Annotated in this window: 25 protein-coding genes and 1 pseudogene; 19 read left to right on the top strand and 7 right to left on the bottom strand. The window is 73.4% G+C overall.

The genetic code is table 11. The features are described 5' to 3' along the window. Window positions 1–29 precede the first annotated feature (29 nt). The 4 genes and pseudogenes from ACFW22_RS11500 to ACFW22_RS11485 form a co-directional block, all read left to right on the top strand. Window positions 30–2,339 carry an ATP-binding protein gene (locus tag ACFW22_RS11500; RefSeq protein WP_386401742.1) on the top strand — a complete coding sequence of 770 codons (2,310 nt, stop codon included), beginning with the start codon at window positions 30–32 and terminating at the stop codon, window positions 2,337–2,339. Between the two features lie 46 nt (window positions 2,340–2,385). Further along, window positions 2,386–3,537, top strand: coding sequence for a sulfite oxidase (locus ACFW22_RS11495; RefSeq protein ID WP_386401740.1), 1,152 nt, complete (start codon window positions 2,386–2,388; stop codon window positions 3,535–3,537). 96 nt (window positions 3,538–3,633) lie between these two features. Further along, on the top strand, window positions 3,634–4,464 hold the full coding sequence (gene nadE / locus ACFW22_RS11490; protein WP_386401738.1) for an ammonia-dependent NAD(+) synthetase: 831 nt from the start codon (window positions 3,634–3,636) through the stop codon (window positions 4,462–4,464). A gap of 197 nt (window positions 4,465–4,661) precedes the next feature. Further along, a pseudogene (locus ACFW22_RS11485) lies at window positions 4,662–4,901 on the top strand (IS5/IS1182 family transposase); the annotation flags it as partial. Here the strand turns inward: ACFW22_RS11485 and ACFW22_RS11480 are convergent. Further along, the gene (locus ACFW22_RS11480) at window positions 4,858–5,037 is read right to left on the bottom strand and encodes a pentapeptide repeat-containing protein (protein WP_386401916.1); all 180 of its coding nucleotides are present in this window, start codon (window positions 5,035–5,037) and stop codon (window positions 4,858–4,860) included. The pseudogene ACFW22_RS11485 and the gene ACFW22_RS11480 sit on opposite strands and share 44 nt — an antisense overlap. A gap of 23 nt (window positions 5,038–5,060) precedes the next feature. Then, window positions 5,061–5,399, bottom strand: coding sequence for a DUF6531 domain-containing protein (locus ACFW22_RS11475; RefSeq protein WP_386401914.1), 339 nt, complete (start codon window positions 5,397–5,399; stop codon window positions 5,061–5,063). A gap of 125 nt (window positions 5,400–5,524) precedes the next feature. On the opposite strand from ACFW22_RS11475, the gene ACFW22_RS11470 reads away from it, so the two are divergent. The 3 genes from ACFW22_RS11470 to ACFW22_RS11460 all read left to right on the top strand — a co-directional run bounded on the left by ACFW22_RS11470 (window position 5,525) and on the right by ACFW22_RS11460 (window position 8,654). Beyond that, window positions 5,525–6,832: an alpha/beta fold hydrolase gene (locus tag ACFW22_RS11470; RefSeq protein WP_386401736.1), complete on the top strand. Its 1,308-nt coding sequence runs from the start codon at window positions 5,525–5,527 to the stop codon at window positions 6,830–6,832. A 140-nt stretch (window positions 6,833–6,972) separates the two neighbouring features. Beyond that, window positions 6,973–7,905, top strand: a complete 933-nt coding sequence (locus tag ACFW22_RS11465) for an SIS domain-containing protein (RefSeq protein ID WP_386401734.1) — start codon at window positions 6,973–6,975, stop codon at window positions 7,903–7,905. After that, window positions 7,902–8,654, top strand: a complete 753-nt coding sequence (locus ACFW22_RS11460) for a PIG-L deacetylase family protein (RefSeq protein WP_386401732.1) — start codon at window positions 7,902–7,904, stop codon at window positions 8,652–8,654. The genes ACFW22_RS11465 and ACFW22_RS11460 overlap by 4 nt, the downstream gene beginning before the upstream one ends. Before the next feature lie 125 nt (window positions 8,655–8,779). Here ACFW22_RS11460 and ACFW22_RS11455 read toward each other — a convergent pair whose 3' ends face one another. Then, a complete protein-coding gene (locus ACFW22_RS11455; protein WP_386401730.1) occupies window positions 8,780–9,757 on the bottom strand; it encodes an NAD(P)/FAD-dependent oxidoreductase in 978 nt (325 codons plus the stop codon). A gap of 67 nt (window positions 9,758–9,824) precedes the next feature. Here ACFW22_RS11455 and ACFW22_RS11450 point away from each other — a divergent pair, with 67 nt between their 5' ends. The 10 genes from ACFW22_RS11450 (at window position 9,825) to ACFW22_RS11405 (ending at window position 19,198) form a co-directional block, all read left to right on the top strand. Further along, entirely contained in the window at window positions 9,825–10,412 is a 588-nt protein-coding gene (locus ACFW22_RS11450) for a helix-turn-helix domain-containing protein (RefSeq protein WP_386401728.1), read from the top strand. Window positions 10,413–10,481: 69 nt separating this feature from the next. Beyond that, complete coding sequence (locus ACFW22_RS11445; protein WP_386401726.1) at window positions 10,482–11,450, top strand: NADPH:quinone oxidoreductase family protein; 969 nt, start codon at window positions 10,482–10,484, stop codon at window positions 11,448–11,450. Continuing rightward, window positions 11,447–12,631, top strand: a complete 1,185-nt coding sequence (locus ACFW22_RS11440) for an acyl-CoA dehydrogenase family protein (protein WP_386401724.1) — start codon at window positions 11,447–11,449, stop codon at window positions 12,629–12,631. The genes ACFW22_RS11445 and ACFW22_RS11440 overlap by 4 nt, the downstream gene beginning before the upstream one ends. Beyond that, window positions 12,628–13,713, top strand: a complete 1,086-nt coding sequence (locus ACFW22_RS11435; protein WP_386401722.1) for an acyl-CoA dehydrogenase family protein — start codon at window positions 12,628–12,630, stop codon at window positions 13,711–13,713. The genes ACFW22_RS11440 and ACFW22_RS11435 overlap by 4 nt, the downstream gene beginning before the upstream one ends. Before the next feature lie 110 nt (window positions 13,714–13,823). Further along, complete coding sequence (locus ACFW22_RS11430) at window positions 13,824–15,422, top strand: ABC transporter substrate-binding protein (RefSeq protein WP_386401720.1); 1,599 nt, start codon at window positions 13,824–13,826, stop codon at window positions 15,420–15,422. Continuing rightward, on the top strand, window positions 15,419–16,411 hold the full coding sequence (locus ACFW22_RS11425; protein WP_386401718.1) for an ABC transporter permease: 993 nt from the start codon (window positions 15,419–15,421) through the stop codon (window positions 16,409–16,411). Before ACFW22_RS11430 ends, ACFW22_RS11425 begins: the two co-directional genes overlap by 4 nt. Further along, window positions 16,404–17,240, top strand: coding sequence for an ABC transporter permease (locus tag ACFW22_RS11420; protein ID WP_386401716.1), 837 nt, complete (start codon window positions 16,404–16,406; stop codon window positions 17,238–17,240). Before ACFW22_RS11425 ends, ACFW22_RS11420 begins: the two co-directional genes overlap by 8 nt. Continuing rightward, a complete protein-coding gene (locus ACFW22_RS11415) occupies window positions 17,237–18,232 on the top strand; it encodes an ABC transporter ATP-binding protein (RefSeq protein ID WP_386401714.1) in 996 nt (331 codons plus the stop codon). The genes ACFW22_RS11420 and ACFW22_RS11415 overlap by 4 nt, the downstream gene beginning before the upstream one ends. Continuing rightward, window positions 18,225–18,890: an ABC transporter ATP-binding protein gene (locus tag ACFW22_RS11410; protein WP_386401712.1), complete on the top strand. Its 666-nt coding sequence runs from the start codon at window positions 18,225–18,227 to the stop codon at window positions 18,888–18,890. Before ACFW22_RS11415 ends, ACFW22_RS11410 begins: the two co-directional genes overlap by 8 nt. A gap of 113 nt (window positions 18,891–19,003) precedes the next feature. Continuing rightward, on the top strand, window positions 19,004–19,198 hold the full coding sequence (locus ACFW22_RS11405; RefSeq protein WP_386401710.1) for a hypothetical protein: 195 nt from the start codon (window positions 19,004–19,006) through the stop codon (window positions 19,196–19,198). 120 nt (window positions 19,199–19,318) lie between these two features. On the opposite strand, the gene ACFW22_RS11400 is transcribed toward ACFW22_RS11405, so the two are convergent. The 4 genes from ACFW22_RS11400 to ACFW22_RS11385 form a co-directional block, all read right to left on the bottom strand. After that, window positions 19,319–20,119 carry a VOC family protein gene (locus tag ACFW22_RS11400; RefSeq protein ID WP_386401708.1) on the bottom strand — a complete coding sequence of 267 codons (801 nt, stop codon included), beginning with the start codon at window positions 20,117–20,119 and terminating at the stop codon, window positions 19,319–19,321. Window positions 20,120–20,216: 97 nt separating this feature from the next. Further along, window positions 20,217–20,717 (bottom strand): NUDIX domain-containing protein, encoded by a 501-nt coding sequence (locus ACFW22_RS11395; protein ID WP_386401706.1) that lies wholly within the window; start codon window positions 20,715–20,717, stop codon window positions 20,217–20,219. A gap of 269 nt (window positions 20,718–20,986) precedes the next feature. Beyond that, window positions 20,987–21,925, bottom strand: a complete 939-nt coding sequence (locus ACFW22_RS11390; RefSeq protein ID WP_386401704.1) for a universal stress protein — start codon at window positions 21,923–21,925, stop codon at window positions 20,987–20,989. Between the two features lie 82 nt (window positions 21,926–22,007). Then, window positions 22,008–22,406 (bottom strand): DUF5997 family protein, encoded by a 399-nt coding sequence (locus ACFW22_RS11385; protein WP_386401702.1) that lies wholly within the window; start codon window positions 22,404–22,406, stop codon window positions 22,008–22,010. A 186-nt stretch (window positions 22,407–22,592) separates the two neighbouring features. Between ACFW22_RS11385 and ACFW22_RS11380 the strand changes: the two genes are divergently transcribed. Both ACFW22_RS11380 and ACFW22_RS11375 read left to right on the top strand, forming a co-directional pair. Beyond that, window positions 22,593–23,330, top strand: a complete 738-nt coding sequence (locus ACFW22_RS11380) for a LysR family substrate-binding domain-containing protein (RefSeq protein ID WP_386401912.1) — start codon at window positions 22,593–22,595, stop codon at window positions 23,328–23,330. 96 nt (window positions 23,331–23,426) lie between these two features. Beyond that, a complete protein-coding gene (locus ACFW22_RS11375; RefSeq protein ID WP_386401700.1) occupies window positions 23,427–24,005 on the top strand; it encodes a Type-2Aa cytolytic delta-endotoxin in 579 nt (192 codons plus the stop codon). Window positions 24,006–24,060: the final 55 nt, after the last annotated feature.

The following is a 24,060-nucleotide window of genomic DNA, read 5'->3' as shown; positions in this document are numbered from 1 at the left end:
TCGGGGCCTCCATGGGGGAGACTGCTCCCGTGCGTGGACATCTGCCGGACGAGAACCCCGGTTTCGTGGGGCGCCGCACGGAACTCGAGCGAATATCCGTCGCGTTGGCGGAGCACCGCCTCGTCACCGTGACCGGCGTCGGAGGAGTCGGCAAGACCCGGCTCGCCCTGCGTGCCGCCCACCGGGCCGCGGCCCGCCACCCGGACGGTGCCTGGTGGACCGACCTCGCCCAGCTCGACGGCGACCGGCTCCTCGTCGCGCTCGTCGCCGACTCCGTCGACCTCGCCGACCACACCCCCGGCATGGCCGCCACCGGACTCTGCCGCCGCCTCGCCGACGACCGGCTGCTCCTCGTCCTCGACTCCTGCGAACACCTCGCCGACCCCTGCGCCCGGCTCGTCACCGAACTCCTCGCCGCCGCCCCGGGCCTCACCGTCCTGGCCACCAGCCGCCGCCCCCTCGGCGTCACGGGGGAACAGGTCGTCGCCCTCGACCCGTTGCCGCCTGCCGGGGACGACGCCCTGGAACTGCTCCGCAGGGCCGTCGGGGAGGACTTCCCCGCCACCGGCCCCGCCGGCGAGATCTGCGTACGCCTCGAAGGCATACCCCTCGCCCTGGAACTGGCCGCCGCGCAGATCCGCCTCCAGGACGCCGAAACCGTCCGCGACCAACTCGGCAGCCGCTTCGACGCCCCGCCGGAAGCCCGCTTCGACCTGCTCGCCCACCCCGAACGGGTCTGGCCCAGCCGCCACCAGACCCTCCGCTCCGCCATCGGCTGGAGCCACGAGCTGAGCACCCCCCTCGAACGCCTCCTCTGGGCCCGGCTCTCCGTCTTCAGGGGCCCCTTCGACCTGGCCTCCGCGACCGCCGTTTGCATCGGTGGCGCCCTGAACCGGGCCACCCTCCCCGAGGCGCTCGACGGTCTGGTCCGCGCCTCCGTGGTCCGCCCCCCGGACGCCGCCGGCAGACTCCGGATGCTCGACACCATCCGCGAGTACGGGGCGACCTGGCTGGAGCGGACCGGTGAGACCGCAGCGGTCGCCGACCGCCATGCCGCACAGTTCCGGGGACTGGCCCGCCGCGCGGAGGACGAATGGCACGGCGCCCGTCAGCTGGGCTGGTACCGGACCGTCGACGCGCACCACACCGACCTGCGCACCGCCCTGGACCGGCTGTTGCGCACCGACCCCGACGCCGCCCTCGACCTCGTCGGTTCCGTCGCCTTCGCCTGGTCCTGCCGGGGCCGCCTGCGCGAAGCCCGCGACGGCCTCGAACAGGCCCTGCTGCTCAGCACGGCCCGGGGCCGCCCCCGGGCCCGCGCCCTGTGGGCGCTCGGCGTCACCCTGGTCCTGCAGGGCGAGTTCGGAACCGCCCAGGAGGTCAGCGAGCAGTGCGCCCGCGAAGCCCGTCACGCAGAGCACGCAGAGCACGCAGAACGCGCGGAACAGGTCGAGCACGTAGAACGCGCAGAACGCGCGGAACAGGTCGAGCACGTAGAACGCGCGGAACACGCAGAACAGGTCGAGCACGTCGAGCACGCGGAGGACCGGCGCACCGAGCGCGTCCCACACGCCCGGCGCTCACCCCGCGATGAGGCACCGGGCCCCGGCCGCCCCCTCGGGCACGGCCGGCTCCCGGCGCACGAGGGTGCTCCCGCCGGGCCGGGGGCGGTCCCCGCCCGCCGCCGGCCCGGTGACCTCACCCTCGACGCCGCCGCCCTCGCCGGTCTCCTCGCCCTGACCACGGGCCGGCCGATGGCTGCCCACGTCGTCGTGGGCCACGTCCTCGACGACGGGCGGGGCGGCCCGGGCGACTCCGCGGCCCGGCTCCGCTGCCACCTCGTCCGCGTCTTCGCGCTCACCGGCCTAGGCCGGCTCGCCGAGGCCCGGGCCGAGGCCCTCGACCTGCACGCCCTCTGCACCCGACTCGACGAACACTGGACCCGCACCGCCCTGGAGTACCAGCTCGCCCTCACCGGCCTCCTGGAGGGCGACCCGACGGCCGCCGCCGCCCACGCCCGCGCCATGCTCGAAGGCACCCGACGCCTCGGCGCGAGCCTGGGCACCGCCCTCGGGCTCGACGTGCTCGCCACGGCCCTCGCGGCGGGCGGCGACGGCGAGCGCGCGGCCGACGCGTCCGGCACGGGCGAGGCGTACTGGCGCTCCACCGGCCAGCCCCGGCGCGGTCTGCCCGGCCTGCGGGCCCTGCACGAGAAGCACACCGAAACCGCTCGGGCGACGATCGGCGGCCCCGTCTACGAGGAGATCTTCCTCCGGGCCCTCACCGGTCCTCCCCAGGACGGCCTCGACCGCGCCCTGCGCGGCTCCCGACGGGCGTGACGGAGCTCGACGTGCCGGGCCCCCGCCCCGGGCGCACCATGAGGGCATGGACGGAACCCCGAATGGGCTGGGCGACATCAGCGCACCGGGACGGGTGGCCGGCCCCGAAGAGGGCGTGACCGCGCAGGAGCTCGCCCTCGCCACGCGCAACCACGGACTGCCGCTGGAAGCACTGCGCTACGACGTCACCCCACCCGGCCTCCACTACGTCCTCGTGCACTACGACATCCCCGCCACCGACCCCGACGGCTGGCGGCTCACCATCGGCGGCCGGGTGCTCCGGACGCTCGCCCTGGACCCGGCAGAGCTCCGGTCCCGGCCCGCCGTCACCCGCCGGGTCACCCTGGAGTGCGCGGGCAACGGCCGGGCCCGCCTCAGCCCCCGCCCCGTCAGCCAGCCCTGGCTGGTCGAAGCCGTCGGCACCGCGGACTGGACCGGCGTCCCCCTGGCCGCCCTCCTCGCGGAGGCGGGCATCGCGGAGGACGCCGTCGAGGCCGTGTTCACCGGGGCCGACCACGGTGTGGAGCGGGGCATCGAGCAGGACTACCGGCGCAGCCTTCCCCTGGAGACGGCCGCCGACCCCGCGCGCGACGTCCTGGTCGCCTACGCGATGAACGGAGCCCCCCTGCCCCCGCAGCACGGCAGCCCGCTCCGCCTCGTCGTCCCCGGCTGGTACGGCATGGCCCACGTGAAGTGGCTCCACGACATCACGCTCACCGACGCCCCGTACACCGGCTTCCAGCAGAGCGTCGCCTACCGGCTGCGCCAGGAGGCGGGCGATCCGGGGGAGCCCGTCACCCTCATCGCGCCCCGGGCCCTGATGGCGCCGCCCGGCTTCCCCGACTTCATGTCCCGCAGCCGCGTCGTGCGTCCCGGGCCCGTGCCGCTCACCGGGCGCGCCTGGTCCGGGTACGGCCCGGTCACCCGCGTCGAGGTCAGCGAGGACGGCGGGGCCGTCTGGACGGACGCCGTCGTGGACCGCGACCCCGCCCACCCGTGGGCCTGGGCCCGCTGGCACACCACCTGGACCGCCACGCCGGGCCTGCGCCACCTCGCCGTGCGGGCCACCGACGCCGAGGGGAACGTCCAACCGCTGAGCGCGCCGTGGAACCGGGGCGGCTTCGCGAACAACCTGGTCCAACGGGTCGAGGTGCTGTGCACCCCGGACGCTTTCACCGCCGGATCGGACGACGCGTAGAGTCGACCCCGGTGCATCCCCGCACACCCCGCACACCGCCGTGCGTCCCCGTGTGCCCCGGCGCGCCGTCCACCACCCCCTGACGAGGAGACTTCCGTGACCGACCCGGCGCCCCACGCCGTCCAGCAGCAGATCGCCCGGGACCTCCAGGTCTCCGAGACCTTCGACCCGCGGGCGGAGATCGAGCGCCGGGTGGCCTTCCTCACCGAACGGCTCACCTCCACCGGGCTGCGCGCCCTGGTCCTCGGCATCAGCGGCGGCGTCGACTCCACGACGACCGGCCGGCTCTGCCAGCTCGCCGTGGAGCGCGCCCGCGCCGCCGGCCACGACGCCACCTTCTACGCGATGCGCCTGCCCTACGGCGTCCAGGCCGACGAGCAGGACGCGCAGACCGCCCTCGGCTTCATCCGCGCCGACCGGGTGCTCACCGTGGACGTGAAGGCGGCCAGCGACGCGGCCCTGGAGGCCGGCCTCGCCGCCGGGGTGACCTTCCGGGACGCCCATCACCAGGACTTCGTGCACGGCAACATCAAGGCCCGCCAGCGGATGATCGCCCAGTACGCCGTCGCCGGTGCCCACGACGGCCTCGTCGTCGGCACCGACCACGCCGCCGAGGCCGTCTCCGGCTTCTTCACCAAGTTCGGCGACGGCGCCGCCGACGTCGTTCCGCTGACCGGACTGACCAAGCGGCGCGTCCGCGCGATCGCCGACGAGCTGGGCGCCCCGACCGAGCTGGTGTGGAAGACCCCCACGGCCGACCTGGAGACCCTCGACCCCGGCAAGCCCGATGAGGACGCGCTCGGCGTCACCTACGACGACATCGACGACTTCCTGGAGGGCAAGCCGGTCGGGGAAGCCGCCCACGCCTCGATCACCCGTCGCTACGAGCTCACCGAGCACAAGCGCCAACTGCCGATCGCTCCCTGACCGACCCCGTACCTCACCGGCCCGACCCGTCCGCCGTCCCGTGGGGTCTGTGCGTCTGGTCGAGGTCGTGGGCCGGTAGGTCCGTGTGGTCGAGGGCGGGGTGACCCGTGGGGGTGTGCATGGGCGACGGTCAGGTGACGAGCACACTCGTGTGCGACGAGGCACGGGTGCTGTCGCACGGGCGGGAGGAGCTCCGGATGACGTGCCCCAGCCGGCTCCTCGACCGGCAGACCGGCAGGCCCCCGCTGCTGCCGCCCACTCCCGAACGCCGCCGCCGGCATCCCGGGCGGCTTTGCGTGCCGGACCGGGCGGCCCTCGTCGGCATCACGTACGTCCTGCGGATCGGCGTCGCCTGACGCGATGGTCCGGCCGATAGCGCGCACTGCTCCGGAGTCAGTGCCTGGCGGCGGCTGCGGGACCGGACCGAGACGGGCGTCCGGCTGCGACCAGGACGGCGTCCGAGAGGTCTGCGTCCGAGAAGTCCGCGTCGCCGAGTTCGGCCGCGACGAACTTCACCCGTCGCAGGGAGGCGCCGGACAGCCGGGTGCCGACGAGGCGCGCTCGGGAGAACACGGCGTCGTCCGCGTTCGCGCCGCTCAGGTCGACGCTGCCGAGGCCCACGCCGGCGGCGGGATCGGTGAGCGTGTAGTCGCGGGCGGGGGACGGCTGCTGATGTCGGACTCGGGGAGCGTGGGGAGGCCGGGGCGGGGTGCGGGCAGGAGGCCATCGTCGGTGACGTGGACGACGCCCCGCACGTCGATCTCCAGGTGCTCGTCGACGGTGGAGGACCACGACGGCCCGAAGAAGCGTCCGGCGGTGTGGCCGGACCCGACGCGCCGGGCGAAGGCGAACGGGAGGGCGCCGGGGAGGGCGACGCGGGGCGGGCAGGTGACGAAGCCCTGCCGCAACGGGTGCGGGAAGAAGAGAGGGGCCATACTCAAGCCGAACCCCTCGGGCTTCGGCGATGAGACGGACCCTCCGGGCCGAAGCGCCCGGACTGCCGGGAGCCGCCGAGGGGCTGAACAACGGCACAGCGAACGAGAACAGGAGCAGGAACAGCGTGACCACCTACCGTCAGCCGGGCCTCGTCCTCACCGACCACCGCTTCCCCGTCCCCCTCGACCACGCCCGCCCCGACGGAGAGCGCATCGAGGTCTTCGGCCGCGAGGTCGTCGCGAGCGACGGGGACCGCGCGGGTCGCGAGACGCTTCCCTGGTTGGTGTACCTGGAGGGCGGGCCGGGCTTCGGCGCCCGCCGCTTCATCGGCCCGCAGGCATGGCTCGGCCGTGCCGTGAAGGAGTTCCGGGTCCTCCTGCTCGACCAGCGCGGCACCGGCCGTTCCACTCCCGCGAACCGCCAGACCCTGCCGCTCCGGGGCACCCCCGCCCAACAGGCCGAATACCTCGCCCACTTCCGTGCCGACTCCATCGTCAAGGACTGCGAGCTGATCCGGCGCCGGCTCACCGGCGGCGCCCCCTGGACCGTTCTCGGCCAGAGCTTCGGCGGCTTCTGCGCCACCCACTACCTCTCCACCGCCCCCGAAGGACTGGACGCCGTCCTCGTCACCGGTGGCCTCCCCTCCCTCGAAGCCACCGCCGACGAGGTCTACCGCGCCGCCTACCCCCGGATCCGGCGGAAGAACGAGGCGCACTTCGCCCGTCATCCGCAGGACGCCGAGCGGGCCCGCGCGATCGCCGCCCACCTCGTCGACCGCGAGGTCACCCTCCCCGGCGGCGGCTTGCTGACCGTCGAGGCCTTCCAGTCCCTCGGCATCCTGCTCGGCTCCGGAGACGGCACCCACCAGCTCCACCTGCTCCTGGAGGGTGCGTTCGTCCCCACCCCGGGCGGGCCCGAACTCTCGGACGCCTTCCTGGAGCAGGTGCAGGCGCACCTCTCGTACGCGGGGCACCCGCTGTACGCCGTGCTCCACGAGGCGATCTACGCCCAGGGGCAGGGGGCCACCGGCTGGGCCGCCGAGCGGATCCGCGCCGAGCACCCCGAGTTCGACGCCCGCACCGCACTCGCCGGGGGCGGTCCCCTGCTCTTCACCGGAGAGACCGTCCACCCCTGGCACTTCACCACCGATCCGGCCCTGCGTCCGCTCCGCGAGACCGCGGAACTGCTCGCGGCGCGCGTCGACTGGCCCCCGCTCTACGACCCGGAGCGCCTGGCCGCCAACCGGGTTCCCGTGGCGGCTGCCGTCTACCACGACGACATGTACGTCGACACCGCCCACTCCCTGGAGACCGCACGAGCGGTGCGTGGTCTGCGGACCTGGGTGACCGACGAGTTCGAGCACGACGGGGTGCGGGCCGGCGGGCCGCGCGTCCTCGACCGGCTCCTCGCCCTCGCCAGGGACGAGATCTGACCGCCACGGCGCAGGACGGGCACGGGGCGCCGCGCAAAAGTCCAAGGAGCGGGTGAGGATTGCTCATGGCGCGCTCTGCACGGCCACCGGTAGAACTCGGTCCGGACCCGTGCGGGACCCTGGAGGAGAGGATCCGGACCATGAGCACCCACGTCAGCGCGGAGATCGCCGGCCAGCCCGACTGTTGGCGCCGCGCCGCCGAGATCGCCGACCGCGACGCCGGTCTGCTGCCGGCCCGCGGTGAGCGCGTGGCGGTCGTCGGTTGCGGCACCTCGTACTTCATCGCCCGCGCCTACGCGGCCCTGCGGGAGTCCCTCGGGGCGGGGGAGACCGATGCCTTTCCCGCTTCTGACGCGACCCCGCTCGGCCGCGGTTACGACCGGATCGTCGCCCTGACCCGCTCCGGCACCACCACGGAGGTCGTGGACCTGCTCGCCGGGGCCGCCGGACGCGTCCCCACGCTCGTCGTCACCGGAGTCCCCGAGAGTCCAGCCGGCCGGCTCGCCCACCGGATCGTCGACCTCGGCTTCGCCGACGAGCGCTCGATCGTCCAGACCCGGTTCGCCACCACTGCCCTCCAACTCCTGCGTGCCGGGCTCGGGGTGGATCTCGGACCCGCGATCGCCGATGCCGAACTGGTCCTGTATGAAAGGCTCCCCGCGGCCTGGGAGCGGCGCGGCCAGTTCACCTTCCTCGGCACCGGCTGGACCGTCGGGCTCGCCGACGAGGCGGCGCTCAAGCTCCGTGAAGTCGCCCGCGCCTGGACGGAGTCGTACGCGGCGATGGAGTACCGTCACGGTCCGATCAGCATCAGCGACCGGGCGAGCCTGGTCTGCTGCTTCGGTCCCGCGCCGTCCGGGCTCCGGGACGAAGTGGAGTCCACGGGGGCGCTGTTCGCCGCCGATGCCATCGATCCGGTCGCGGCCCTCGTCCGCGCCCAGCGGCTCGCGGTCGCGCTCGCGGGCCGGCGCGGTCTCAACCCGGACCGTCCGCGGCACGTCTCGCGGTCGGTGATCCTCGCCGGGGGCTTTCGCCGGACCGTGACGGAGACGACCCGTATCCTGCGGTCATGAGCGACAGTCATGCCACGGACCTCCTGGAGATGCCCGACGACTGGGTGCGTGCCCTCGCCGTCGTCGCCCATCCCGACGACCTGGAGTACGGTTGCGCGGCCGCCGTTGCTGCCTGGACGGACCAGGGGAAGGACGTCGTCTACGTCCTGGCCACCCGGGGGGAGGCCGGAATCGACTCCCTCGCCCCGGACGTCTGCGGCCCGCTGCGCGAGCAGGAGCAGCGGGACAGCGCGGCCGTGGTCGGCGTGGACACCGTCGAGTTCCTCGACCACCGGGACGGAGTGGTCGAGTACGGAACCGGGCTGCGGCGCGACGTCACGGCCGCGATCCGCCGCCACCGCCCGGAACTCCTCGTCACCCTCAACCACCGTGACACCTGGGGCGACGGACCGGGGGCGGCCTGGAACACCCCGGACCACCTGGCCGTCGGGCGTGCCGTGCTGGACGCCGCGGCCGACGCGGGGAACCGCTGGATCTTCCCCGAGCTGGAGGACCAGGGCCTGGAGCCCTGGGACGGCGTCCGATGGGTCGCGGTCGCCGCCTCCAGCACCCCCACCCATGCGATCGACGCGAGCCCCGGAATGGACCGTGCGATCCGTTCCCTGCTCTGCCACCGTGCCTACATCGAGGCGCTCACGGACGAACCGCCGGAGGACTACGTCCGTGCCTTCCTGGCCTCGACGGCGAGCCGGGTCTCGACCCGCTTCGGCGGCCGTCCGGCGGTGGCGTTCGAACTCTTCGCGCGCTGACGGCGGTCTTTCCTCATCCCGTCGGCACGGGCCTCAGCACCGCGAAGGTCGCGCCGGCGGGGTCGGCGAGCCCGGTGATGCGGCCGACGTCGGGGACGTCGGCAGGGAGGGAGAGGAACCTCCGCTCAGGAGGCGGCTCGACGGACCACGACCTCCTCCAGGTCCGCGAGCAGCAGTTCATTGCTGATCGCCACCCCGGCCCGGTACCCCCGGCTCACCGCATTGACCACCTGTTCCTGCGGGCCCGTCACGTTTCCCGCCGCCCAGACCCCGGGAACGCTCGTCCGGCCGGTCTCGTCCACCGCGACGAACTCCCCGAAGGGGGTCGTGCGCAGCTTCGCGCCCAGCTGTCGCAGCACCCCGTCCCGGGGCGCGAGCCGTTCGGCCCCGACGAAGACCACCGAGCGCGGCACGGTCCGGCCGTCGGCGAGCCGCACCCCGGTCAGGGCGTCGTCCTCGACGGCGAGACCGGTGACCGTTCCGGTCACGACCGTGACCCCGGCCGCGTCCAGCAGTTCCGCGTCCCGGGCGGGCAGCTCGTCGACCGTGTGGAGGAAGAGCGTCACGTCCCGGGACCACCGCGAGACCATCAGGGCCTGGTGCGCGGGCATCGCGGGGTGCGCGATCACGCCGAGCGGGAGGTCCCGGACCTCCCAGCCGTGGCAGTACGGGCAGTGCACCACGTCCCGCCCCCAACGCCGGGCCACCCCGTCGATCCGCGGGAGTTCGTCGACGAGTCCGGTCGCCACCACGAGCCGGCGCGCGCCCACCCGCGTTCCGTCCTCCAGGGACACGACGAAGCCGTCCTCACCGTCCGGGGCCGCTGCGGTCACCCGCCCCTTCCGCACGTCCACGCCGTACGCGGCGAGTTCGCTCCTGCCGGTTTCCAGGTAGGCGGCCGGGCTCTCCCCGTCCCGGGACAGGACCCCGTGCATGTGGGCCGCCGGGGCATTGCGCGGTTCGCCCGCGTCCACCACCAGGGTGCGCAGCCGGGAGCGGCCCATGATCAGCGCGGCACTGAGGCCGGCGGCGCCACCACCCACCACCACCGCGTCGTACCCGTCGTTCGTTTCGTCCGTCTTGCTCGTCGTCCGTGCGTTCATGGGGCGAGGCTCCGCCATGGATGCAACGGGCTGCAAGGAATCTTGCCGTTTCTGCAAGACTTGACCCATGACAGAAGACGACCGCATCGAAGCCGTGCTCACCGAGGTCGGCCCCCGTCTCCGCCGCGTCCGTCGCGACCGGGGGGTGACCCTGGCGGAGCTCTCCGCCGCCACCGGGATTTCCGTGAGCACCCTTTCCCGACTGGAGTCCGGGCAGCGCAAACCCAGCCTCGAACTGCTCCTTCCGCTGGCCCGCGCCCATCAGGTCCCGCTCGACGAGCTCGTCGGTGCCCCGCCCGTGGGCGATCCCCGGGTCAAGGCGAAGCCGATCGTGCGCCACGGCCGGACGATGTACCCGCTGACCCGCCAACCCGGCGGGCTCCAGGCGTACAAGGTGGTGCAGGAGAAGGCGCACGAGGCTCCGGAGGCTCGTGTGCACGAGGGGTACGAGTGGCTGTACGTGCTCTCGGGGAGGCTCCGGCTCGTGCTCGGGGAGCACGACGTCGTCTTGGCGGCCGGTGAGGCGGCCGAGTTCGACACGCGCGTCCCGCACTGGTTCGGGCCGACCGACGAGGGGCCGGTGGAGTTCCTCAGCCTCTTCGGTCCCCAGGGAGAGCGCATGCACGTGAGGGCGCGTCCCAAGAAGTCCGGCTGAGCCGTTCCATCGAGGGCAAGCGACCGCTTAGTATGCCACCGACCGCTCGGTACGGAGGAGGCATTCCGGATGCAGGCATGGCGTGTGTACGAGAACGGTGAACCGGGCGCGGTGATGCGCCGGGAGGAAGTGGAGCCACCCGTCCCCGGTGACGGCCAGGTCCTCCTCCGGGTCCGTGCGGCGAACGTCAACTTTCCGGACGCCCTGCTCTGCCGCGGCCACTACCAGGTGCGCCCCCCGCTGCCCTTCACGCCGGGCGTGGAGGTGTGCGCCGAGACCGAGGACGGGCGCCGGGTCGTCACCACGGCCGCCCTCCCGCACGGCGGCTTCGCCGAGTACGTCCTCGCCGACTCCGCCGGGCTCCTGCCCGCCCCGGAGGCGCTCGATGACGCCGAGGCCGCCGCGCTGCACATCGGCTACCAGACCGGTTGGTTCGGTCTGCACCGCCGGGCCGCCCTCCAGGAGGGGGAGACCCTGCTGGTGCACGCCGCGGCGGGCGGCGTCGGCAGCGCCGCCGTCCAGCTCGGCAAGGCGGCCGGCGCCACCGTGATCGGTGTCGTCGGGGGTCCGGAGAAGGCCGAGGTCGCCCGCGCCCTCGGCTGCGACGTGGTGATCGACCGCCGTTCCGAGGACGTGGTCGCCACCGTCAAGGCCGTGACCGGAGGGCGGGGAGTCGACGTCGTCTACGATCCCGTCGGCGGCGAGGCGTACCAACAGTCCGCCAAGTGCGTCGCCTTCGAGGGGCGGATCGTGATCGTCGGCTTCGCGAGCGGCACCGTTCCCGCCCCCGCCCTCAACCACGCCCTGGTGAAGAACTACTCGGTCCTCGGACTCCACTGGGGCCTGTACGCGGCGAAGGACCCGGCCTCGATCGGTCGCTGCCACGAGGTCCTCACGACCCACGCGGCCAAGGGGCTGATCAAGCCGCTCATCGGCGAACGCGTCCCCTTCGCCGGAGCGGCGGACGCCGTGCAGCGCGTGGCCGACGGCACCACCGTCGGCCGTCTCGTCGTCCTGCCGGAAGGGAGCCGGTCGTGATCGACGCGGAAAGGCTCCTCTCCCGCACGCGCGCGTTGCTCGCCGAGCACCCGCCCGCCACCACCGGGCGCACCGACTTCCTGAAGGCCCGTTTCGACGCGGGGCTCGCCTGGGTGCACTACCCCGTGGGCCTCGGCGGCCTCGGCGCGCCGCGTGCGCTCCAGGCCGTCGTCGACGCCGAACTCGCCGCCGCCGATGCTCCCGACAACGATCCCCGCCGGATCGGCATCGGCCTCGGCATGGCCGCGCCCACCCTCCTCGCGTACGCCCCGGAAGAGGTCGCCGCCCGCTTCCTGCGCCCCCTCTGGGTCGGTGAAGAGGTCTGGTGCCAACTCTTCAGCGAGCCCGGTGCGGGTTCGGACCTCGCGGCCCTCGGCACCCGTGCCGTGCGCGGCGACGGGGGAGACTGGGTGGTCGACGGCCAGAAGGTGTGGACCTCCAGTGCCCACCTCGCCCGCTGGGCCATCCTCATCGCCCGCACCGATCCGGACGCGCCCAAGCACCGGGGCATCACCTACTTCATCTGCGACATGACCGACCCCGGGGTGGAGGTCAGGCCGCTGCGCCAGATCACCGGAGAGGCCGAGTTCAACGAGGTCTTCCTCAACGGCGTCCGCATCCCCGACGCCCATCGGCTCGGCGAGGTCGGGGACGGCTGGCGGGTCGCCCAGACCACCCTCATGAACGAACGGGTGTCCATCGGCGGCGCCCGCGTCTCCCGCGAGGGCGGCATGATCGGGAAGCTCGCCACGACCTGGCGCGAACGTCCCGAACTGCGCACCCACGACCTGCACCGCCGCCTCCTCGACCTCTGGGTCGACGCGGAGGTCGCCAGGCTCACCGGCGAGCGCCTCCGGCAGCAGCTCGTCGCCGGACAGCCCGGCCCCGAGGGCAGCGCGATGAAGCTGGCCTTCGCCCGGCTCAACCAGGCCATCAGCGGCCTTGAGGTCGAACTACTCGGCGAAGAGGGCCTGTTGTACGGGGAGTGGGAGATGCGCCGCCCCGAACTGGTCGACTTCACCGGTCGTGACGCGGGGTACCGCTACCTGCGTTCCAAGGGCAATTCGATCGAGGGCGGGACGAGCGAGGTGCTCCTCAACATCGTCGCGGAGCGCGTGCTCGGCCTGCCCCCGGAGCCCCGCAACGACAAGGACGTCGCCTGGAAGGACCTCGCCCGATGAGCGAACAGCCGGACCTGCTCTACTCCGAGACCGAGGAAGACCTGCGGGCGGCCGTTCGGGCCCTGCTCGCCGACCGGGCCGGCCAGCGGGTGCTGCTCGACCGGATCGAGACGGACGATCCGTACGTTCCCGGTCTCTGGGGGACCCTCGCCGCGGACATGGGCGCCGCCGGACTGCTCGTCCCCGAGAAGCTCGGCGGCCAGGGCGCGAGTCACCGCGAGGCCGCCGTGGTCCTGGAGGAGTTGGGGCGCGCGGTGGTGCCGGTGCCGTACCTCACCAGCGCGGTGGTGGCCACCGAAGTGCTGCTCGGCCTCGCGGGGGAGGACGGCCCGGCGGCCGAGTTGCTCGCCGGACTCGCGGCCGGCCGTACGGTCGCGGTCCTCGCGGTGCCGCTGTCGACCGCGCCCGACGCGCGGCCGCCGCTCACGCCCACGGTCACCGGCGTCGCCGATGCCGCCGTCGCCGACGTCCTCCTCGTCCCGCGCGCCGACGGGTTGTACGCCGTGCCGGCCGCAGCGGCGGCCGTCGAACCGCTGACCCCGCTCGACCTCACCCGCCCGCTCGCCCGCGTCACCACGGCGCCCGGCAGCGGCGTCCTCCTCGCCGCTCCGGACGAGGCGCGTGCTGCGGTCCGTCGGGGACTGCTCGCGGGCGCCGGCCTCCTCGCCTCCGAACAGCTCGGGCTCGCCGAGTGGTGTCTGCAGGAGACCGTGCGGCACACCCGCGAGCGCCACCAGTTCAATCGGCCCGTCGGTTCCTTCCAGGCGCTGAAGCACCGCATGGCCCAGCTCTGGCTGGACCTCGTGGGAGCCCGGGCGGCGGCCCGCGCCGCCGCGGCGGCGCTCGCCACCGACGGCCCGGACGCCCCGCTCCTCGTGGCGGTCGCCCAGGCCTACTGCTCCCGGGTGGCGGTCCGTGCCGCCGAGGAGTGCGTACAGCTGCACGGCGGGATCGGCATGACCTGGGAACACGGCGCACACCTGGCACTGAAGCGGGCCAAGTCCGACCAGCTCGCGCTGGGTTCGGCAGGTCGACACCAGGACGTGGTCGCCGCCCTCATGGGCCTCCCGGCCCCGGCGTAGCGGAGCAGAAGGCTCCGGGCAAGGGGCCGCCATGCCTGCACCCCTCTCCGTGCTGTTTAATTGCGAGCTGTTCGCAATAGCATTCGATCTTCAAGAGGGGTGTGGGCACGATGGTCGCCCGATCCGTCCGTCGCGCGTCCGTCGCGACGCTCACCGGGGTGCTCGCCCTCGCCACGGCGGCCTGCACGAACCCGGGAGCCGCCACCGGCGCGCCCCGGGACTCCGCGGTCGTCGGCATCGCCCACGAGCCCGAGAGCCTCAGCCCCCTCCTCGGGTACGGCAAGGACGGCAACTCCAAGATCTTCGACGGGCTCCTCGCCTTCGACGAGCACATGGAGCTGGAGCCGGCCCTCGCCGTCGCGCTGCCCCGCATCAGCGACGGCGGCCTCACCTACACCTACACCCTCCGTGACGGGGTCTCCTTCAGCGACGGCGTCCCCTTCACCGCCGACGACGTCGTCTTCACGTACCGGACGATTCTCGATCCGAAGACGAACAACCCCTCCCGCTCCGAACTCGACGCCCTCCGGAGCGTCGAGGCGGTCGGCGACGACACCGTCGTCTTCCGGCTCAAGTACCCCTACGCGCCCTTCGCCGAGCGCACCGTCCACGCCATCGCCCCCGAGCACGTCGCCGCACGACAGGACGTCAACGCCGGTTCCTTCACCAGCAGGCCGATCGGCACCGGCCCCTACGTCCTCACCGGCTGGTCCCGCGGCGAGAAGCTCACCTTCACGGCCAACCCCGCGTACTGGGGCGGCGCCCCACGGGTCAAGAAGTTCACCATGGCGATCGTCAAGGACGACGACGTCCGGGCCACCCGCCTGCGCGCCGGCGACCTCGACGGCGCCGTCCTGCCCCCCAACCTCGCCGCCGCCTTCGCGCACGACGGGAGCAAGAAGACCTGGACGGCGAAGACCTTCGACTACCGCACGGTCACGCTCCCCACGCACCACCGGGTCACCGGCGACACCGCGGTCCGCCGCGCCCTCGACCTCGCCGTCGACCGGCAGGCCATGGTCGACAAGATCCTCGACGGTGCGGGGGAGCCCGCCTACGGGCCCGTTCCCACCGACAGCCCCTGGTTCGCGAAGGGCACCGAACGGCGCCACGACCCCGCCGGCGCACGAAGGATCCTCGACGCGGCCGGCTGGAAGCCGGGGCCCGACGGCATCCGGGTCAGGAACGGCGTCCGTGCGGCCTTCCCCCTCTGGTACCCCTCCGGTGACAAGCTCCGTCAGGACCACGCCCTCGCCTACGCGTCCGACGCGAAGGAGATCGGCATCGACATCACCACCCGGGCGGGCACCTGGGAGGTCATCGAGCCCCGGATGAAGACGGACGCCGTCCTCGCGGGCGGCGGCTCGCCCGGCGACCCCGACTTCGACCAGTACCTGCTCCTGAAGTCCACCCTCGGTGGCGAGGGCTTCAACAACATGGCCCGGTACGCCAACGAGACCGTCGACCGGGCCCTGGAGGACGGTCGCCGCAGCAACGACCCCGGCGAGCGGCGCGCCGCCTACGACACCGTCCAGCGCGAACTGGCGAAGGACCCCGGTTACACCTTCCTCACCCACATCGACCACCTGTACGTCCTGGACGACCGCTGGGAAGGCCTCACCACCCAGACCGAACCCCACGACCACGGCCTCGCCTCCGGACCCTGGTGGAACGTCGAGGCCTGGGCGCCCAAGGAGGCCGCCAGGTGAGCCGCCGCTTTCCCCGGAGAGCCGTGGCGCGCATGGCGGGACGGCGCGCCCTGGCCGCCGTCCCCGTCCTCCTCGCCGTCACCCTCGCGGTGTTCGCCCTCGCCGCCGTCTCCCCCTTCGACCCCGTCAAGGCCTACGCCGGCACTGCCGGACTCACCGCCTCGCAGGAGAACCTCGACCAGCTCCGCGCCAACCTCGGCGCCGACCGTCCCTTCCCCACCCGCTGGTGGGACTGGCTGACCTCGGCCCTCACCGGTGACCTCGGGGACTCCGCCGTACTGCGCCGGCCCGTCGCCGAGGTCATCGGCGAGCGCCTCGGGTGGTCCGCCCTCCTCGCCGCCACCGCCTTCGCCCTCGCCCTCGTCCTCGGCACCGTCCTCGGGATCCTCGCCGGCCGGCGCCGCGGCGGCCTCCTCGACCGGGCCGTCACCCCCCTCGCGTACATCCTGGAGGCCGCCCCCGCCTTCTGGATCGGCCTCCTCGCCATCTGGTTCTTCGCCCTGGAGCTCGGCGTCCTGCCCGCCGGCGGCCTCACCGACACCGCGAGCGACACCGTCACCGCCGACCAGGTCGCCCGCCACCTCGTCCTGCCCGCATCGGTCCTCGGGGCCTCCCAACTGCCCTGGTTCTTCCTGTACGTCCGCCAGGGCGTCGGCGAGGCCCTCGACGAGGACCCCGTGCGGGGCGCCCGAGCCCGCGGCCTGAGCGAGTCCACCGTGCTCACCGGCCACGCCCTCCGCTCCGGCATGCTCCCCGTGCTCACCCTCATCGGATCCCGCGTCCCCGAGCTCATCACCGGCGCGCTCCTCGTGGAGACCGTCTTCAGCTGGCCCGGCATCGCCGCCGCGACCGTCACGGCCGCCACCTCCGTCGACTTCCCGCTGCTCGCCGCGCTCACCGTGCTCGCCACGGTCGCCGTGCTGCTCGGCAACCTCCTCTCCGACCTGCTGTACGGGCTCGCCGATCCGAGGGTGGGCTTCGATGGCTGACCCCCGGTCCCACCGCCTCCGGCTGTGGAGCTCCGCACTCACGGTCGGCGTCGTCCTGCTCGTCGTCCTCCTGGTGCCACCGCTCGCCCACTTCGACGAACAGACCGTGGACCTCTCCCGCACACTCCTGTCCCCCTCGTGGGAGCACCCCTTCGGCACCGACGACCTCGGCCGCGACCTGTTCCTGCGCTGCGTCCACGGCCTGCGGATCTCGCTCCTGGTCGGACTCGTCGCCGCCCTGGTGGCCACGGTCGTCGGCACCGCCGTCGGCGCCGCGGCAGGGGCGCTCGGCGGCTGGTGCGACCGTGTCCTCATGCGCCTCGTCGACGTCTTCTCCTCCGTGCCGCACCTGCTGCTCGGCATCTTCGTCGTCGCGCTCTTCAGCCCTGGGGTCTGGCCCGTCATCGCCTCCGTCGCCGTCACCCACTGGCTTTCCACCGCCAGGATCGTCCGCTCCGAGGTCCTCTCGCTGCGCGGCCGGCCCTTCGTGGACGCCGCGATCTCCGGCGGCGCCGGCCGGTGGCGGGTGGCGGTCCGGCACCTGTTGCCCGCCGTCCTGCCCCAGGCCGTCCTCTCCGCGGTCCTGATGGTCCCGCACGCCATGTGGCACGAGTCCGCGCTCTCCTTCCTCGGCCTCGGCCTCCCCAGCCACCGCGCCGGTCTCGGCAACCTCGTGCAGAACGCCCGTTCCGCGCTCCTCGCCGGAGCCTGGTGGCCCACCCTCTTCCCCGGCCTGCTGCTCATCGCGGCGACCCTCGCCGTCGCCGGGCTCGCAGGCGTCTGGCGCGACCGACTGGGCCCGCGCCGCCGATCGGAGCTGATGTCGTGAAGGCCGAGCGCCTCCTCCGCGCGCTGGAGGCGGTGACCGCCGAGCGGGCCGAGGACGCCGTCCTCAGCGTGCGGGGCCTCACCGTCCGCTTCCGACTGCGCGGCGGTCGGACCGCCACCGCCGTCAGCGACGCCGACTTCGACCTGGCGCCGGGGGAGTGCCTCGCCCTCGTCGGCGAGTCCGGCTGCGGCAAGTCCGTCCTCGCCTCCGCCCTCCTCGGCCTGCTTCCCGGTAACGCCGAGACCTCCGGCACGGCGCACCTCGACGGCGAGGACCTGCTCGCCGCGGACGAGAGGACCCTTGCCCGCACGGTACGGGGCCGGCTCGTCGGCCTCGTACCCCAGAGCCCCGCCGCCCACCTCACGCCCGTGCGCACCGTGCGCGCACACGTGGAGGAGACCGTCCGGGCGCTCACCGCCGTCCCCCGTCGGGCACGGCGAGAGGCCGCCGAAGCAGCCGCGGAGCGGGCGGCCTTCCCGAGCGATCACCTCGACCGGTATCCGCACGAACTCTCCGGCGGCCTCGCCCAGCGGGCCGCCACCGCCCTTGCGCTCATCGGCCGTGCCCGTCTGTTGCTCGCCGACGAACCGACCACGGGGCTCGACCGCGACCTCGTCGACCGCACCGTCGACGAACTGCGCCGGCACGCCGACGAAGGGCGTGCCCTGCTCCTCATCACCCACGACCTGGCCGCCGCCGAGCGCATCGCCGACCGCGTCGCCGTCATGTACGCGGGTCGACTCGTCGAAGTCGCCCCCGCCCACCGCTTCTTCGGCCCGACCGGGCCGCGCCACCCCTACGCCCGCGGGCTCCTCGACGCCCTGCCCGAACGGGCCTTCACCCCGCTCCCCGGCCTGCCGCCGGAACTCTCCGACCTGCCCGCGGGGTGTGCCTTCGCCCCGCGCTGCCCCCGGGTCACCCCCCTCTGCGCCACCCGCCCCGAGCCCCGGGCCGGTGTGGCCTGCCACCACCCGGAGCAGCCCCGTGCTTGAACTCCAGTCCATCACCGCCGGGTACGAGCGCGAGGTCCCCGTCTTCCGGGAGGCATCCCTCACCATCGCCCCCGGCGAAGCCGTCGGACTCCTCGGTCCCAGCGGTTGCGGCAAGTCCACCCTCGCCCGGGTCGCCGCCCTCCTGCACCGCCCCGACGCCGGCCGGCTCCTCCTCGACGGCGTCGAGGTGCGGGCCTGGCGCCACCGCGCCCCGCGCGAGCAGCGCACGGCCGTCGGCGTCGTCTTCCAGCAGCCGCGCACGGCCGCCGATCCCCGTCTCACCCTCGCCGAACTGATCGCCGAACCGCTGCGCGCCACCGGCCGCCGTGCCGAGGCGCCGGCCCGGGTCGGCGCCCTGGCTCCGGCCGTCGGCCTCACCTCCGACCTGCTCGACCGCCGACCGCACGAGGTCAGCGACGGGCAACTCCAACGGGCCTGTCTGGCCCGCGCACTGAGCCTGAGGCCGCGCTGGCTGATCTGTGACGAGATGACGGCGATGCTCGACGCCTCCACGACGGCGTCCCTGGTGGCCGTGGTCGAGGGCTACCGCGCCGACACGGGGGCCGGTCTCCTCGCCGTCGGCCACGACCGCGTCCTCTTGGAACGCTGGTGCGACCGCACGGTGCAGTGGCGGGACTGCCTGTCCGCCGGATCCTGAGCGAATCTCACCCGTATGGCCGTCATGCCGTACGCCCGGACGGACCGTACATTCCGCCACACTGTCCGCCGAACGCCGCAATTCCGGTGCGGCGACGGAGGGACGTGAGAGCAATGGCCGTTTCGATTTCTGTCCTGGTGCTCCTCTTGGTGCTGGCCGTGATCTTCCTGCGGAGCGGCGGTCTGAAGTTCACCCACGCCCTCGTCTGCGCCCTGCTGGGCTTCTTCCTCGCCGGCACCAGCATGGCGCCCACCATCCACAACGGCGTGGCCGCCACCGCGAACGTGGTCTCCAGCCTCAACCCGTGATCGCCGTGATCCGCCCGTGGAGGGCGGGTGCTTCCGGGCGCACTTCGCGCGCTCGGTTCCAGCACCCACCGCCGGCACGGCACGCGGACGGGGCCCGAGGGGGACTCCGCACCGCACCGCTCACGCGAACTCGGGCATGTCCCCGACGGTCGTCCTGACGTCGATCACGGCGAAGGCGGCACCCTGGGGGTCCACGATCGCCGCGAACCGGCCGAAGGGGCTGTCCATCGGGCCGAAGACCTTCCGGCCGCCCAGGCGTCCGGCCGCCTCGACCGCCTTGTCGCAGTTGTCGACGGCGAAGTACACCTGGATGTACGGGGGGACCTCCGGCGGGAAGTCCGCCGCGGTCATGGCCATCCGGCCGAGCACCGGCTGCGAGCCACCGAGGTCGAAGGCCTTGTAGTCCATCTGCTCGTCCTGCATCTTCTTGGAGCCGTAGCCGAAGACCTCGGTGAAGAACGCATCGGTCCGGTCGGGCTCCCGGGTGAAGACGTCGGCCCAGACGAAGGAGCCGGTCTCGCCTTCCCGTTCGAAGCCCTCGTGGGTCCCCGCCTGCCAGAGGCCGAAGGAGACGCCCGAGGGGTCCCGTGCGATGCACATCGAGCCGAAGTCGCCGACCTGCATCGGCTCCATCAGGACGGTGCCGCCCGCGCCCCGGACCTTCTCCGCCGTCGCCGCGACGTCGGCCGAGGCGAAGTAGAGGCACCAGGCGGACTGCGGCTCCCCGTCCTGGCCCGGCATCGGCGGAACGATGGCCGCGACCGCCTTGCCGTTCTTGTACGCCTGGGTGTAGTTGCCGAATTCCGAGGAGGACTCGCCGAAGGTCCAGCCGAGCACGTCGTCGTAGAACGTCTTGGCGCCCTCGACGTCGGTGAACATCGCGTCGGTCCAGACCGGTGTGCCTTCGGGTCGTACGGCCATGACGATGACTCCCGCTTCCGATTCGATGACGTGTTCCACTGATCACGCTAGCCACGCTCACCGGGACCCGCGCGGTGACGCACCGGCGCCGATCCGGTCAGCCCGGAAGCCGGCCCAGCGCGTAGCGGTGGAACGGTCCGCCGGGGAGCGGGAGGTCGGGGCGCCACATCCGCAGCACCTGCGCGGACGGCAGGAACAAGGCCTCCGGCAGGCGGCCCGGTTCCGTCCACTCCCAGCGCTCGATCTTGTCCGGTTCGGCCACGGTGGGGGTGCCCCGGAAGCCGCGCACGGTCGTTGCCGCGGTCATCCGGGTCAGCTCCGAGGAGGTGATCGTGTCCATGATCAAACCGAGCACCTCCACCTCGGCCGCGTCGGCGAGGAGCGTCGTCTCCTCGGCCAGCTCGCGCACCGCCGCGGCCTCGATGGACTCACCCGGCTCGACGCCCCCGCCGGGAAGCTCCCACACCCCCGAACGGTCCAGGCCGAGGAGGACCCGGCCGCGGTCGTCGACGACCACGACCCCCGCGCCGAGGGCGGCCCCCGGGGACGGGGGGCGGACGTTACGGCGGGCGGTGGCGGCGTGTTCTGCGGTCGTCATGCCCCTTGTGTAGCAGGCCGCTCTGACACCCGCCCCTGACGTCCTGCGGAAAAACCGAACAAACCCTTGAAATGTGCGGAAAAGGGAGGAGACTCGTCCTTACACCGGACAACCGGAGAGAGCCGCACTCGCCGACGGAGACGTCCGAAGGCCCGCGTGACCCTGTTCTCGGCTCTGGCCAGGCCCCCGGCGGGGCCGGTCGGGCACGGAGCCGTCGGCGACGGCCGACGACCGCGCGAACCGACCCGGACCGCCGGGGACTGTCATGATCAGGACTCCCCGGGCGGCACCACCGCCACCGGGCAGTGCGCGTGGTGCAGCACCGCGTGCGCCACGGAACCGATGAGCAGCGACCCCAAGTGGTGCCGGTGGTGCCGACCCACCACCAGCAGCCCCGCATCCTGTGAGCCCGTGACGAGCCGCCCGGCCGCGTCCCCCGGCACCACCACCGGAACCAGTTCCACCCCCGGCCACCGCGCGACGAACGGTCGCAACCGTTCCTCCTGCTCCCGCTCGGCCTCCGACACCAGCGCCTTCGCGTCGTCCGCCAGGGGGAGCGGTGGGGGCACCTGGAGCGCCGGCGAGGGCACGGCGAGCAGCGCACCCTGCGGCGGCGGCAACCGGAACGAGGTCACGGCCTCCAGGGGCACGCCCCGGTGGTGCGCCGCCTCGAAGGCGAAGTCCACCACCCCGTCCGCGGTCTCCTCCGGATGGAGTCCGAGCAGCACCCGTCCCGCCTCCGTCCCGCCCTTCAGGGAAGCGGCCCGTGCCTCGTGCGGGACGACGACCAGCGGGCAGGGAGCCGTCATGGCCAAGGTGCGACTGGTCGAGCCGAGGAGCAGGCTGCTGAAGCCCCCGTGTCCCCGGGACCCGGTGACCAGGAGCCGTGCGTCCCGCGCCGCCGCCGGAAGCGCGTCGGTCACGGCTCCGTCCAAGGAGTCGTACCGCACCGGGACCCGGTGGCCCCGCTCCTCGACCACCGTCCGTGCGGTCCGCGCGACCGTGTCGGGAAGCTCCGGCGTCGCGCCGAGGGAGGCGATGCGGGCGGCACCGAGCTGGAGCGCCTCCGACCGGACGTGCGCCACGATCAGGGGCGCGCCCACGTCCTCCGCAGCGCCCAGGGCCCACTCCAGGGCCCGCAGGCTGTGCTCGGATCCGTCCACGCCGACGACGACCGGCGGCTCGTACGCGGTGCTGGTCTCACTCATGGGGGAATGACTCCCGCACCCGGGAGAACGCCACGCCGGGCCGGACCGAAGCAGTTCGGTCCGGCCCGGCGCGGGGAAACGATCAGGCGTCCTGCTGGCTGCGCGCCCGCTCCTCGTTGCGCTCCTTGATCCGGACGTTCTCCTTGCGGACCTCCACCTGGGTGGCCCGCTCCTTCTGGAGCCACTCGGGGAGTTCCTGCTTGAGGGCGTCGATCTGCTCGGTGGTGAGCGGTTCGGTGATGCCGCCCCGGGCGAGGCCGGCGATGGAAACGCCCAGCTTCGACGCGACCACCGGTCGGGGGTGCGGGCCGTTCTTGCGCAGCTCTTGGAGCCAGGCAGGAGGGTTGGCCTGGAGCTCGTTCAGCTCGGTGCGCGAGACGACACCCTCCTGGAACTCTGCGGGGGTGGCCTCGAGGTACACACCCAGCTTCTTCGCCGCGGTCGCGGGCTTCATCGTCTGGGTGCTCTGGTGCGACGTCATGGGTCAAGGGTATCGAGCGCACGGGCGAGCTCCGACCAGGGCGGCTACCGGTAACCTGGCGGGGTGACAGGCACGGACGCTTCTTCCTCGGACTCCCGCACGGATTCCCCCGCGAACACCCCCGCGAACACCCCCGCGGACCCTCCTGCGGACACCCCTTCGTTCCGGCTCGCGTACGTCCCGGGAGTGACGCCCTCGAAGTGGGTCCGGATCTGGAACGAGCGCCTGCCCGACGTTCCGCTCACCCTCCACGCCGTGACGCCTGCCGAGGCCTTCGGGATGCTCCGGGAGGGAGCGGCCGACGCGGGCCTCCTCCGGCTTCCCGTGGACGGGGACGACCTCAGCGCCATCCCGCTCTACACGGAGACGACCGTCGTCGTCTTTCCCAAGGACCACCTGTTCGCTGCGGCGGAGGAAGTGACGGCGGAGGACCTCGCGGACGAGCTCGTCCTGCACCCCCTCGACGACACCCTCGGCTGGGACCGGCCGCCGGGCCGCCCCGCCCTGCAGCGCCCCGGGACGACCGCCGACGCGATCGAGCTGGTCGCGGCGGGAGTCGGCGTGCTCGCCGTCCCGCAGTCCCTCGCGCGCCTGCACCACCGCAAGGACCTGACCTACCGGACCCTCGTCGACGTCCCGCAGTCACGCGTGGCGCTGTCCTGGCCGGCCGCCGACGAGGCCCCCGACTTGGTGGAGGAGTTCATCGGCATCGTGCGGGGCCGCACGGTGAACAGCACCCGGGGCCGCCGCGCCGAGGAGAAGAAGGGGCAGAAGCAGCCCAGGGAGCAGAAGTCCGCCAAGCCGCCGCGGTCGGGGAAGCCGGGCGGCGGCTCCCGTACCGGAGGGAAGCCCGCACCCTCCCGCAAGGGCACCGGTGGCGCGGGGCGCGGCCGTGCCGGCAAGCCCCGGCGGGGACGCGGCTGACCCTCCGGGTGTCCGCACGGCGGACGCGCGCCACCGATCCGCACCTGCCTCGGCATACTGACCGCTCCTGATCGTCCAGATCGTGCAGGAGGAGCTTTGGCCGCCAGTTTCAGGACCGTCGTCGAGGTGGGACCGGACCACCTCGAACAGGCCCGGTCGATCGACCGGGTGTTCCAGGAGGCGATCGCCCCGGCGACCGTCAACTTCGATTTCGAGGCGATCCGGGAGGCCGCCTCGGCCGTCCCGGACAGCGATGTGGTGCGGATGGTCCGGGGGTGGGGCCTCCAGGAACACGCCCCCGTCCTCGTGATGGTCCTCTCCCTCAAGGAGGCCGTCCGCCAGGCACTGCCCGCGGAGTGCGCGGAGGCCGGGTTCTGGGCCACCGTCGAGCAGGAGCTCGTCCGGGCCTTCACCGGCCTCACCGGCCGACAGGGGGAACCCGGACTCTCCTTCTACGAAGAGTCCGAGGACCGCACCCGCTTCTACCGGGACCTGTTCTTCGCCCTCCAGGACGAGGAGACCGGGGAGCACCTGTACGCCCTGGCCTTCTGCGTCGACGTGACCGTCGAGCTGCCGAAGGCCGAGGTGCTCGCGCTCGAACTGACCGACGTCGTGCCGTTCGCGGTGCGGCTCAACGCGATCGTGCTCCGCCAGGCCCTGAGCGTCTCCGTCTGACCGGAGCGGCCCGTTCGCACCGGCCCGCCGTCCCGGGCCGGACCCCAGCGGTCCC

It is taken from the genome of Streptomyces sp. NPDC058872, from assembly GCF_042743065.1.
In the GTDB taxonomy this organism is placed as follows: Bacteria; Actinomycetota; Actinomycetes; order Streptomycetales; family Streptomycetaceae; genus Streptomyces.
The sequence above is the reverse complement of the archived record's forward strand: the minus strand, read 5'-3'. Positions and strand labels throughout refer to the sequence as shown.